9 protein-coding genes are annotated in these 12,578 nt (G+C 70.4%); 7 read left to right on the forward strand and 2 right to left on the reverse strand.

The features are described 5' to 3' along the window. The first annotated feature begins 41 nt into the window (after window positions 1-41). Entirely contained in the window at window positions 42-428 is a 387-nt protein-coding gene (locus ACMATS_RS30205) for a tautomerase family protein (RefSeq protein WP_390778939.1), read from the forward strand. A 491-nt stretch (window positions 429-919) separates the two neighbouring features. Here ACMATS_RS30205 and ACMATS_RS30210 read toward each other — a convergent pair whose 3' ends face one another. Next, window positions 920-1,657 carry an SDR family oxidoreductase gene (locus tag ACMATS_RS30210; RefSeq protein ID WP_414169694.1) on the reverse strand — a complete coding sequence of 246 codons (738 nt, stop codon included), beginning with the start codon at window positions 1,655-1,657 and terminating at the stop codon, window positions 920-922. Between the two features lie 139 nt (window positions 1,658-1,796). On the opposite strand from ACMATS_RS30210, the gene ACMATS_RS30215 reads away from it, so the two are divergent. Further along, complete coding sequence (locus ACMATS_RS30215) at window positions 1,797-2,345, forward strand: TetR/AcrR family transcriptional regulator (protein WP_390778942.1); 549 nt, start codon at window positions 1,797-1,799, stop codon at window positions 2,343-2,345. A 50-nt stretch (window positions 2,346-2,395) separates the two neighbouring features. On the opposite strand, the gene metH is transcribed toward ACMATS_RS30215, so the two are convergent. Then, window positions 2,396-5,905 carry a methionine synthase gene (metH, locus tag ACMATS_RS30220; RefSeq protein WP_414169695.1) on the reverse strand — a complete coding sequence of 1,170 codons (3,510 nt, stop codon included), beginning with the start codon at window positions 5,903-5,905 and terminating at the stop codon, window positions 2,396-2,398. A gap of 335 nt (window positions 5,906-6,240) precedes the next feature. Between metH and ACMATS_RS30225 the strand changes: the two genes are divergently transcribed. From ACMATS_RS30225 to ACMATS_RS30245, 5 genes are all read left to right on the forward strand, one after another. Further along, on the forward strand, window positions 6,241-7,005 hold the full coding sequence (locus ACMATS_RS30225; RefSeq protein ID WP_336415761.1) for an IclR family transcriptional regulator: 765 nt from the start codon (window positions 6,241-6,243) through the stop codon (window positions 7,003-7,005). Between the two features lie 315 nt (window positions 7,006-7,320). Continuing rightward, complete coding sequence (locus ACMATS_RS30230; protein ID WP_336415760.1) at window positions 7,321-8,103, forward strand: MIP/aquaporin family protein; 783 nt, start codon at window positions 7,321-7,323, stop codon at window positions 8,101-8,103. A gap of 41 nt (window positions 8,104-8,144) precedes the next feature. Beyond that, window positions 8,145-9,677, forward strand: coding sequence for a glycerol kinase GlpK (gene glpK / locus ACMATS_RS30235; RefSeq protein ID WP_390778944.1), 1,533 nt, complete (start codon window positions 8,145-8,147; stop codon window positions 9,675-9,677). Window positions 9,678-9,679: 2 nt separating this feature from the next. Continuing rightward, window positions 9,680-11,287 (forward strand): glycerol-3-phosphate dehydrogenase/oxidase, encoded by a 1,608-nt coding sequence (locus ACMATS_RS30240; protein ID WP_390778945.1) that lies wholly within the window; start codon window positions 9,680-9,682, stop codon window positions 11,285-11,287. 205 nt (window positions 11,288-11,492) lie between these two features. Continuing rightward, window positions 11,493-12,530, forward strand: coding sequence for a hypothetical protein (locus ACMATS_RS30245; RefSeq protein WP_414169696.1), 1,038 nt, complete (start codon window positions 11,493-11,495; stop codon window positions 12,528-12,530). The last annotated feature ends 48 nt before the right edge of the window (window positions 12,531-12,578 follow it).

Here is a 12,578-nt window from a genome sequence, read left to right on the forward strand (position 1 = left end):
CGGGCGCGTTGTACGTGATCTCTCGAACAATGGAGGTTGCCATGCCCCTCGTAAGGATCGACGCGCGCTCCGACAAGCCGGCGGCCGTACTGCAGGCCATCGCAGACGGCGTGCACCGCGCGCTCGTTGCGGCGATAGGGATCCCCGACGACGACCGGTTCCAGATCATCAGCACGCACGGTGACGGTGAACTGGTCTTCGACCGGCACTACATGGGCGTGGAGCGGCAGGATGTCGTCTTCGTCCAGATCACGCTTGTGCGGGGCCGCACGGAGGAGCGGAAGAAGGAGCTGTACCGCCGGATCGTCGCGAACCTGGGGGCGGATGCGGGCATCCGCCCCGAGGACGTGGTCATCACACTCGTCGAGAACGAGCGCATCGACTGGTCGGTGGGGAAGGGGGTGGCGCAGTTGGTGGACGGGGTGTGAGGCGGGGCCGGTCCGCCGTCTCATCCGGCTCCGCCCGGGCGGCTCGGATCGCTTCGACGAGGTCGTCGGGAGAGGTGAGGGTGCTCCACCGTTGCCCCCATCGGGGTCGGCAGCGGCATCCAGGACGACCAGGTCGGGGATGAGCAGCCCGTCCGGGACGATGACGTTGATCCCCTCGAACAACTCGACCGGGGCGTCAGCAATTTCGGCCGCCCGCTCCAGCAGCACGTGAAACCGGTACGACGCCCGCTGGTGGGGCCTCCCCGGCGCAGGACTCGTCATCAGCGCTCGCCCTACAAGCTCAACCCGCTGACTGGTGTCCTCCGGCAAGGCCAGGACATCGTCCAGCGTCCACGGCTCGCCGTTCTGATGGGCGACGCCCATGGGTCCGTCACCTCCTTCTGGCAATCACCAGCGTGCCAGGGAGGCGGCGGCCGCCGCCCCCCGTCATCAACCTCGGTGCCCACCACCACCTTCCCGGGCAGCTGCGATCAGGCCTGCACCGTAGGACGGACGACGATCTCACTGACATCGACGCCGTCGGGCTGTTCGATGGCGTAGCCGATGGCGGAGGCGACCGCCGAGGGCGGCATGGCGATCTCGTCGCGCTGTCGGGTCATCGCGGCCGCTGCCTCGGGGCTGGCCCCCTTGCCGACGCCCTCGGTATGGGTGAAGCCGGGCGAGACGAGGGTGACGCGCAGGTCGGGTCCCGATTCCTGGCGCAGGCCCTCGGTGAGCACCTTCACCGTCGTCTTGGTGGCCGCGTAGACCGCCTGCGGGGTCTTGACGACGTAGGCCGCAGTGGAGCCGACGTTGACGAACTGGCCGAAGCGCTGCCGGCGGAAGACGGGCAGGGCTGCGCCGATGCCGTTGAGAAGGCCGGTGATGTGGGTGGAGACCATGGCGTCCCAGTCGTCCTGGCGCAGGTCGTCGAACGGCGAGACGGCCATCGTGCCCGCATTGGAGACGAGGACGTCGAGCCGGCCGTACCGGTCGAGGGCCGTGTCCGTCAGGCGCTGGAGGTCTTCGCGGCACGTGACGTCGACGACGACGCCGACGGCGGTGCCGCCCTTCGCCGTGATGCCGTCCACGACAGCGTTCAGCCGGTCCTCGCGCCGGGCTCCGAGCACGAGTTGGGCGCCCCTTTCGGCGAGGTAGGTCGCGGTCGCCTCACCGATGCCGCTGCTGGCGCCTGTGATCGCGATGACTTTGCCCTGGATGCCCGACATGAACGGCTTCCTCTCCCGGGATGTGCGCAGGTCGGTGCCGCGACCTACAGTGAAACCGGAGGCGTCCCCGGTTGGTTCACGTTAAGTGGGGGCGCCTCCGGTTAGCAAGTCCGGAGGGTTTCGATGAGGGGATGGCGAGTTGCGGGCTGACGCACGGCGGAACAGGGAGAAGATCCTCACGGCCGCTGCACGTGTGTTCACGGCGGAGGGGCTGGACGCGCACCTGGAACGCATCGCCAAGGAGGCGGGCGTGGGCAGTGCGACCCTGTACCGCAACTTCCCCACCCGGGAGGCCCTGATCGAGGCGGTCTACCGCAACGAGGTGTCCCGCCTGTGCGATGCCGCCCCCGCTCTGCTCGCGCAGAAGCCGCCGGCAGAGGCCCTGCGCGCATGGACACGCCTGTTCCTGGACTACGTCACCGCCAAATACGGCATGATCGACGCCCTGCGTGCCATCGCCGCGACGGGAAGCAACCCTTATGGTCACAGCCGGGAGATGATCCAGGCCGCCATCACCTCACTCATGGACGCCTGCACGGCCGCCGGGGCGATCCGTACGGACATCCAGCCCACCGACATCGGCGCCGCCCTGGAAGGCATCGCCCTCACCTCGGCGGGTGCTGAACACCGACAGCAGGCAGAGCGCCTGCTCGACCTCACCCTGGACGGCCTCACGGTCCGCCCGTGAGGCCGCCGTCCGGGGGCACCGCCCCCGGACCCCGGCCGGTCAACGCCGCCTCACCGCGCGTTGAAGTACTTCGCCTCCGGGTGGTGAATCACGATCGCATCCGTCGACTGCTCCGGATGCAACTGGAACTCCTCCGACAGCTGCACCCCGATCCGCTCCGGCTGGAGCAGGTCGGCGATCTTCGCGCGGTCCTCCAGGTCGGGGCACGCCCCGTACCCCAGCGAGAAGCGGGCGCCCCGGTACTTCAGCGCGAACATGTCTTCCACGTCCGCCGGGTCCTCGCCCGCGAAGCCGAGTTCGGCGCGGACGCGTGCGTGCCAGTACTCGGCCAGCGCTTCCGCCAACTGGACGGACAGGCCGTGCAGTTCGAGGTAGTCGCGGTAGGAGTCGGAGGCGAACAGTCTCGCCGTCTCCTCGCCGATCCTCGATCCCACCGTCACGACCTGCAGGCCGACCACATCCGTCTCGCCCGACTCCTCCGGGCGGAAGAAGTCCGCCAGGCACAGGCGTCGGCCGCGCCGCTGCCGCGGGAACGTGAAGCGGGTGCGCTCGGTGCCGTCCTCGTGCAGCAGGATGAGGTCGTCGCCCTTGCTCACGCACGGGAAGTAGCCGTAGACGACGGCCGCTTCCAGCAGGTTCTCGGTCTGGAGCCTGTCCAGGAGGCCGCGCAGGCGCGGGCGGCCCTCGGACTCCACCAGCTCCTCGTAGGTCGGCCCGCCCGTACGCGACTGCTTCAGGCCCCACTGGCCCTTGAACAGTGCGCCCTCGTCCAGCCAGGAGGCGTACTCCTTCAGCTGGATGCCCTTCACCACGCGCGTGCCCCAGAAGGGCGGTTCGGGAACACGGTTGTCCGTGGCCACGTCCGAGCGGACCGAGCCCTCCGGCTCGTCCGCCTCCACCACCGCCGCCGTCTCCCGCTTCGGCACCCGGCGTTGCTTCAGTTCCGGGAGCGTGGCTCCCGGAACGCCCCGCTTCACCGCGATGAGCGCGTCCATCAGGTGCAGACCCTCGAACGCGTCGCGCGCGTAACGGACTTCGCCCTCGTAGATCTCGTGCAGGTCCTGCTCGACGTACGCGCGCGTGAGCGCGGCGCCGCCCAGGATCACCGGGTAGGTGGCGGCCAGCTTGCGCTGGTTGAGCTCCTCCAGGTTCTCCTTCATGATCACGGTGGATTTCACCAGCAGCCCGGACATGCCGATGACGTCGGCCCTGTGCTCCTCCGCAGCTTCCAGGATCGCCGAGACCGGCTGCTTGATGCCCAGGTTGACCACGTTGTAGCCGTTGTTGGAGAGGATGATGTCCACGAGGTTCTTGCCGATGTCGTGGACGTCGCCGCGGACGGTGGCCAGCACGATCGTGCCCTTGCCCTCCGCGTCGCTCTTCTCCATGTGCGGTTCGAGGTAGGCCACGGCCGACTTCATGACCTCGGCGGACTGCAGCACGAACGGCAGCTGCATCTGGCCGGAGCCGAAGAGCTCGCCGACGACCTTCATCCCCGCCAGCAGCGTGTCGTTGACGATGTCGAGCGCCGGACGTTCGGCCAGCGCCGCGTCGAGGTCGGCTTCCAGGCCGTTCTTCTCGCCGTCGATGATGCGCCGCTGCAGGCGCTCGTCCAGCGGGAGCGCGGCCAGCTCCTCCGCTTTGCCGGCCTTCATGGACTTGGTGTCCACGCCCTCGAAGAGCTCCAGGAACCGCTGCAACGGGTCGTAGCCCTCGCGGCGCCGGTCGTAGATGAGGTCCAGGGCGACCTCGCGCTGCTCGTCCTCCAGACGGGCGATCGGCAGGATCTTGCTCGCGTGCACGATCGCGGAGTCCAGGCCGGCCTCGACGCACTCGTTGAGGAAGACCGAGTTGAGGACCATGCGGGCGGCCGGGTTGAGGCCGAAGGAGATGTTCGACAGGCCCAGCGTCGTCTGGACGTCCGGGTGGCGGCGCTTGAGTTCGCGGATGGCCTCGATGGTGGCGATGCCGTCCTTGCGGGACTCCTCCTGGCCGGTGGCGATGGTGAAGGTGAGGCAGTCGACGATGATGTCCGACTCGTGCACGCCCCAGTTGCCCGTCAGGTCCGTGATCAGCCGCTCCGCGACCGCCACCTTGTGCTCGGGCGTACGGGCCTGCCCGTCCTCGTCGATGGTCAGGGCGATCAGCGCCGCGCCGTGCTCGACCGCGAGGCGGGTGATGCGCGCGAAGCGGGAGTCGGGGCCGTCGCCGTCCTCGTAGTTGACGGAGTTGATCACGGCGCGGCCGCCCAGCTTCTCCAGACCCGCCTGGATGACCGCGGGCTCCGTGGAGTCCAGCACGATCGGCAGGGTGGAGGCGGTGGCGAAGCGGCCGGCGATCTCGGCCATGTCGGCCACGCCGTCGCGGCCGACGTAGTCCACGCACACGTCCAGCAGGTGGGCGCCCTCGCGGATCTGCTCGCGGGCCATCTCCACGCAGTCGTCCCAGCGGCCGTCCAGCATGGCCTCGCGGAACTTCTTCGAGCCGTTGGCGTTGGTGCGTTCACCGATCGCCAGGTACGAGGTGTCCTGGCGGAAGGGCACGGTCTGGTAGAGGGAGGAGGCGCCGGGCTCGGGCCGCGGGCTGCGCTCGGCCGGGTTCAGGCCGCGCACCCGCTCGACGACCTGGCGCAGGTGCTCCGGCGTCGTACCGCAGCAGCCGCCCACCAGCGACAGCCCGTACTCCCTCACGAACGTCTCGTGCGCGTCCGCCAACTCGGCCGGGGAGAGCGGGTAGTGCGCACCGTCCTTGCCCAGCACCGGCAGACCGGCGTTCGGCATCGCCGAGACACGGGTGCGGGCGTGCCGCGAGAGGTAGCGCAGGTGCTCGCTCATCTCGGCCGGGCCGGTCGCGCAGTTGAGGCCGATCATGTCGATGCCCAGCGGCTCCAGCGCCGTGAGCGCCGCGCCGATCTCCGAGCCGAGCAGCATCGTGCCCGTCGTCTCCACCGTCACCTGCACCAGCAGCGGCAGGTCGGCGCCCGCCGCCGCCATGGCGCGCCGGGCGCCGATGACCGAGGCCTTGGTCTGCAGCAGGTCCTGGGTGGTCTCCACCAGGATCGCATCAGCGCCGCCGGCCACCAGGCCCTCGACGTTCTGCTGGTAGGCGTCGCGCAGCGTGGTGAAGGGGGCGTGGCCCAGCGTCGGCAGCTTGGTGCCCGGGCCGACGGAGCCCAGCACCCAGCGGGTGCGGCCGTCGGCGGCGGTGAAGTCGTCCGCCACCTCGCGGGCGATCCGCGCACCGGCCTCGGACAACTCGAAGACACGGTCCGGGATCTCGTACTCGCCCAGCGCCGCGTGGTTGGCGCCGAAGGTGTTGGTCTCCACGCAGTCCACGCCCACCGCGAAGTAGGCCTCGTGCACCGAGCGCACGATGTCGGGGCGGGTGACGTTGAGGATCTCGTTGCAGCCTTCGAGCTGCTGGAAGTCGTCGAGCGACGGATCCTGCGCCTGGAGCATCGTGCCCATCGCACCGTCGGCCACCACCACTCGGGTGGCGAGGGCCTCGCGCAACTGCTCGGCTCGGGGGACACGGACGGACGATGGCGTATGCGAGGCCATGGGGATGCTCCCGGGTGTGCGACGGCTGTCGGCTTTGCGCTCTCCTGCAGAGGGCGCACGCCGCAAGCGTAGCTGCAGGGGAGGCGGGAAGCCGAGGGCATTCCATGCTGTGGACAGGGCGCTACAGCCGCGCTATCCCGGCGCTATGCCGGAGCTTGACGTTCCGGTTGGTGTTCTGGTTGATGTTCCGGTCGGTGTTCCGGTCGACGTCCGGGGCCACCCGGAGGAACCGGCTCCGCGATCATGATCACGTCGCTGTCCGCTACCTCTTGGTCGGCATCGGCCGATAGTGTTCAGCAATGCCGAACGGCATGCTGGTGGAGGAGGTTTCCCCGATGGCACGGACCATCCAGTCGCTCGAACGCGCAGCGGCGATGCTGCGGCTGCTCGCGGGCGGCGAGCGGCGGCTGGGCCTGTCCGACGTGGCCTCCGCACTGGGACTGGCCAAGGGTACGGCGCACGGCATCCTGCGCACCCTCCAGCAGGAGGGCTTCGTCGAGCAGGACCCCGCCTCCGGCCGCTACCAGCTGGGCGCCGAGCTGCTCCGGCTCGGCAACAGCTACCTGGACGTGCACGAGCTGCGGGCGCGCGCCCTGGTCTGGGCCGACGACCTGGCCCGCTCCAGCGGCGAGAGCGTCTATCTGGGCGTGCTCCACCAGCAGGGCGTGCTGATCATCCACCACGTCTTCCGTCCCGACGACAGCCGCCAGGTGCTGGAGGTCGGCGCGATGCAGCCGCTGCACAGCACCGCCCTGGGCAAGGTGCTGTGCGCCTACGACCCGGTGGCGCACGCCGAGCTGGCCGAGGCCGAGCGGGAGGCCTTCACCCCGCAGACCGTGACCGCCATGCCCGATCTGGAGGGCGTGCTGGACCTGACCCGGGCGCGCGGCTGGGCGGCGGACGTGGAGGAGACCTGGGCCGGGGTGGCCTCGGTGGCCGCGCCGATCCACGACCGGCGGCGGATGCCGGTCGGTGCCGTGGGGATCACGGGGGCCGTGGAGCGGGTATGCGAAGACGGTGAACTCAGGGCGCGGCTGGTCGCCGCGGTGCGTGACTGTGCGCGGGCCGTCTCCCGCGATCTGGGCGCCGGACGCTTCTGAGGGGCCCTTCCGGGGGCGCTTCCGGAGGCTCCCGGCGGGGCTCTCGGAGGGCCTCCCGAGACCCCCTCGTTACCGGTCGGTATCCGAACGTAGATTTCCGGCCAGCTGGCCGAGAGTTTCCCGTCACACCTCCCTTGACGTGCCCTTAACCGTCCAGAAAACTGCCGTTCATCGGTCGGCATTGTCGAACACCTACCGACATATTCGCTATGGTGTGCAGTGCCACGGGACCGATCACCACCCTCTCGGAGGGTGCGGACCACCGGATGGACCCGGGGTTCGCCTTCCCCTGGACGAAGGACAAAGGAGTCGCGGGTGTCCAGCTCCGACATCTTCACCGGTGAGACCATCGGTACCGCGGTATTGATTCTGCTCGGCGGCGGCGTCTGCGCCGCCGTCACTCTGAAGCGTTCCAAGGCACAGAACGCGGGCTGGCTGGCCATCACCTTCGGGTGGGGCTTCGCCGTGCTGGCCGGTGCCTACATCGGCAGCAAGTCCGGTGCGCACCTGAACCCGGCCGTCACCATCGGCCTGGCCGTCGACGGCCAGGTCAAGTGGAGCGACGTGCCCCTCTATATCGGCTCCCAGATGCTGGGCGCGATGATCGGCGCCACGCTGGTGTGGCTCGCCTACCACGGGCAGTTCAAGGCGCACCTGACCGACGACGAGATCGTCGGCAGCCTCAACCCCCACGAGGGCATGGTCGACCAGACCGCCGAGCCGCAGGCCGGCCCGGTGCTGGGCATCTTCTCGACGGGCCCCGAGGTCCGCAATGTCGTGCAGAACCTGGTGACCGAGATCATCGCCACCACGGTGCTGGTGCTCTTCATCCTCACCATGGGCCTCACCAAGGGCCTGGCCACGAGCGGCACCGGCACGCTGATGGTCGCCCTCGTGGTCGTCGGCATCGGCCTCTCGCTCGGCGGTCCCACCGGTTACGCGATCAACCCCGCCCGTGACCTCGGTCCCCGCATCGTGCACGCGCTGCTGCCGCTGCCGAACAAGGGCGGCTCCGACTGGAGCTACGCCTGGATCCCCGTCGTCGGCCCGATCGTCGGCGGCGCCCTCGCCGCAGGCATCCACCAGCTCGCGTTCTGACGCACCCGCCGAGACCTTCAGACCCCCAGGAGCAGACACCAATGAGCACCACCGACAGCCACGGTCACGGCCCGTTCATCGCGGCGATCGACCAGGGCACCACCTCCTCCCGCTGCATCGTCTTCGACCGCGACGGCCGCATCGTCTCCGTCGATCAGAAGGAGCACGAGCAGATCTTCCCGAAGCCGGGCTGGGTCGAGCACGACGCCGCGGAGATCTGGCGCAACGTCCAGGAGGTCGTCGCCGGCGCCGTCGAGAAGGCGGGCATCACCGCCGCCGACGTCAAGGCCATCGGCATCACCAACCAGCGTGAGACCACGCTGATGTGGGACAAGAACACCGGTGAGCCCGTCCACAACGCCATCGTCTGGCAGGACACCCGCACCGACGGCCTGTGCAAGGAGCTCGGCCGCAACGTCGGCCAGGACCGCTTCCGCCGCGAGACCGGCCTCCCGCTGGCCTCCTACTTCTCCGGCCCCAAGGTCCGCTGGCTGCTGGACAACGTCGAGGGCCTGCGCGAGCGCGCGGAGCGCGGCGACATCCTCTTCGGCACCATGGACTCCTGGGTCATCTGGAACCTCACCGGTGGTGTCGACGGCGGTGTGCACGTCACCGACGTCACCAACGCCTCGCGCACCATGCTGATGAACCTGCGCTCCCTGGCCTGGGACGAGCGCATCCTGTCCTCCATGGAGATCCCGGCAGCCGTGCTGCCGGAGATCCGCTCCTCCGCCGAGGTCTACGGCACCGCCAAGGGCGGCGCCCTGGCCGGCGTTCCCGTCGCCTCCGCGCTCGGCGACCAGCAGGCGGCCCTTTTCGGCCAGACCTGCTTCGACCAGGGCGAGGCCAAGTCCACCTACGGCACCGGCACGTTCATGCTGATGAACACCGGCGACGAGCCCGTCCAGTCCTACAACGGCCTGCTGACGACGGTCGGTTACCGCATCGGCGACCAGAAGCCGGTCTACGCCCTCGAGGGCTCCATCGCCGTCACCGGCTCCCTCGTGCAGTGGATGCGCGACCAGATGGGCCTGATCAAGAGCGCCGCCGAGATCGAGACGCTCGCCAGCTCCGTCGAGGACAACGGCGGCGCCTACTTCGTGCCGGCCTTCTCCGGCCTGTTCGCCCCCTACTGGCGCTCCGACGCGCGCGGTGTCATCGCGGGCCTGACCCGCTACGTCACCAAGGCGCACATCGCCCGCGCCGTGCTCGAGGCCACCGCCTGGCAGACCCGCGAGATCACCGACGCCATGACCAAGGACTCCGGCGTCGAGCTGACCGCGCTCAAGGTCGACGGCGGCATGACCTCCAACAACTTGCTGATGCAGACGCTCTCGGACTTCCTGGACGCCCCCGTGGTGCGCCCGATGGTCGCCGAGACCACCTGCCTCGGCGCTGCCTACGCCGCCGGCCTGGCCGTCGGCTTCTGGCCGGACACCGACGCGCTGCGCGCCAACTGGCGCCGGGCCGCCGAGTGGACCCCCCGCATGGACGCGGACACGCGTGACCGCGAGTACAAGTCCTGGCTCAAGGCCGTCGAGCGGACCATGGGCTGGATCGAGGACGAGGAGTAATCATGACAACCCCGCAGAGCGTTCCGACCCTGGGAACGCACCCGGCCGCCGGTGCCAACCCGGGCCGCGCAGAGACCCGGGACCGGCTGTCGAAGGCGACGTACGACCTCCTGGTGATCGGTGGCGGCATTCTGGGCACCTCGGTGGCCTGGCACGCAGCGCAGGCCGGTCTGCGGGTCGCCATGGTGGACGCCGGCGACTTCGCCGGCGCCACCTCCTCCGCCTCCTCCAAGCTCGTCCACGGCGGTCTGCGCTACCTGCAGACCGGTGCCGTCAAGCTGGTCGCGGAGAACCACCACGAGCGCCGGGTGCTGGCCAAGGACGTGGCCCCGCACCTGGTCAACCCGCTCACCTTCTACCTGCCGGTCTACAAGGGCGGCCCGGTCGGCGCCGCCAAGCTGGGCGCCGGCGTCTTCGCCTACTCCGCGCTGTCCGCCTTCGGCGACGGCGTCGGCAAGGTGATCACCCCGGCCCGCGCCAAGGCCGACAACCCCGGTCTGCGCACGGACAACCTCAAGGCCGTGGCGGTCTACTACGACCACCAGATGAACGACTCCCGCGTGGCGGTCATGACCGTCCGCGCCGCCGTCGAGTCCGGCGCGGTCGTCCTCAACCACGCCGAGGTCACCGGCCTGCGCTTCACCCACGGCAAGGTCTCCGGTGCCGAGCTCAAGGACCGCACGGACGGCACCGAGTTCGGTGTCGACGCCCGCGTGGTGCTCAACGCCACCGGCCCGTGGGTCGACCACCTGCGCAAGATGGAGGACAAGGGCGCGGCCCCCTCCATCCGCCTCTCCAAGGGCGCGCACATCGTGATGAAGCGCAAGTCGCCGTGGAAGGCTGCCATGGCCACCCCGATCGACAAGTACCGCATCACCTTCGCCCTGCCCTGGGAGGACCAGCTCCTGCTGGGCACCACCGACACCCAGTACGAGGGCGACCCGGCGGACGTCAGCGCCACCGAGGCCGACATCCAGCAGATCCTGGACGAGGCCGCGTTCTCCATCCAGGACGCCGACCTCGACCGCTCCCTGATGACCTACGCCTTCGCCGGCCTGCGCGTGCTGCCCGGCGGCCCGGGCGACGTCGCCCAGGCCAAGCGCGAGACGGTCGTCAGCGAGGGCAAGGGCGGCATGCTGTCCGTCGCCGGCGGCAAGTGGACCACCTACCGCCACATCGGCCGCACGGTGATGGCCAAGCTGGCCAAGGTGCCCGGCAGCCCGCTGACCGAGGACATGGAGCCCGTCTCCAGCCTGGTCCGCCGCACCCCGCTGCCCGGTGTCGCCAACCCCAACGCCGTCGCCCACCGCCTGCTGGTCGACCGCGAGCCCGGCAGCCGCATGGACCCGCTGACTGCCCGTCACCTGGCCACGCACTACGGCTCGCTGTCCTTCGACATCGCCCGCATGGTCAACGAGAACCCCGAGCTCGGCGAGCGGATCCACCCCGACGGCCCGGAGATCTGGGCCCAGGTCGTCTACGCCCGCGACCACGAGTGGGCCGAGACGGTCGACGACGTGCTGCGCCGCCGCACCACGCTGACCATCCGCGGCCTGGACACCGAGGACGTCCGCGCGCGCGTGAAGGACGTGCTGCACGACAAGGGCTGATCCTGCGGATCGCCGACGAGGGGAGGGGCACCGGGCGGTGCCCCTCCCCTCGGGCGTGCGCCCCGTCAGGGGTGGTGCGTCGGCTGCAGGCCGGTGGGGGCTGGTCGCGCCCACGCGGCGGAGCCGCATATCGACACAGCCCCGCGCCCCTTCGGGGCGCAACCGGAACGCCTGTTCTCCCGTCACCCGTAGGGAGGGGGACGCCATGAAGAGGCCGGATCTGCGCCGACTGCGCCCGTCGCGGCGCCTGCTGGCGCGGGCCGCCGTCGTGCTGACCGCACTGCTGCTGGTACCCGTCGTGGTGACGGCCGGCATGCTGCGGGCCGCGTACGCCGGGGTGCCCGCGAAGGACGCCGTCAGCCGGGGGCGGGACGCCCTGTGGCTCGGGCACGCCTGGGTGGACGGCCGGCACTCCGCCGCGGACCTCGCGCAGTTGGAACAGCGCGTTGCCGGCACCGGCATCCGCGACCTCTATCTGCACGCCGGCCCGCTGGAGCACGACGGCACCCTGCCCGCCCGGGACTACGCGGGCGCCCGGTGGCTGATCGACGCGGTCCACCGCGACCTGCCCGGCGTGCGCGTCCAGGCCTGGCTGGGCGACGTGGTGGTGCGCGGGGGCGGCGGGGGACTGCGGCTGGACGCACCCGCGACCCGCGACGCCGTGGTGACCAGCGCCCGGCAGGTGCTGCGGGTCGGCTTCGACGGGGTGCACCTGGACGTCGAGCCGGTGCGCACCGGCGACACCGGCTACCTCGCGCTGCTGGACGCCCTGCACCCGGCGGTGCGCGCGGGCGGCGGGGTGCTGTCGGTGGCCGCCCAGCAGATCGACCCGCTGCCCTCGATGCACCGCGCGGCGAAGACGCTGGGCAGCCCGAAGTGGTGGACGCAGCACTACTTCGGACAGGTGGCCCGGCGGACGGACCAGATCGCCGTGATGTCGTACGACACCGCACTGCCGTGGGAGAGCCTCTACGGCGGTTACGTCGCCCGGCAGACGGCCCTCGCCCTGCAGGTGACGCCGAGCACCACGGACCTGCTGATGGGCCTGCCCTTCTACCACTCGGACAACCTGGGCCACAACAGCACGGCCGAGACCGCCGACGCCGCCGTGCGCGGCGCCCGGCTCGGGCTGACCCGGCAGGACCGCGGGCGGCAGGCCTTCGGGGTGGCCCTCTACGTGGACTTCGCCGCCACCGCGGACGACTGGCGCGCCTACCGCGAAGGATGGGGCGACCGCGAATGACCCTGCACCGTGCAATCAACTGCCCGACAAGGGCTGCGAACGGGGGCC

Source organism: Streptoverticillium reticulum (genome assembly GCF_047456005.1).
Taxonomy (GTDB): domain Bacteria; phylum Actinomycetota; class Actinomycetes; order Streptomycetales; family Streptomycetaceae; genus Streptomyces; species Streptomyces reticulum.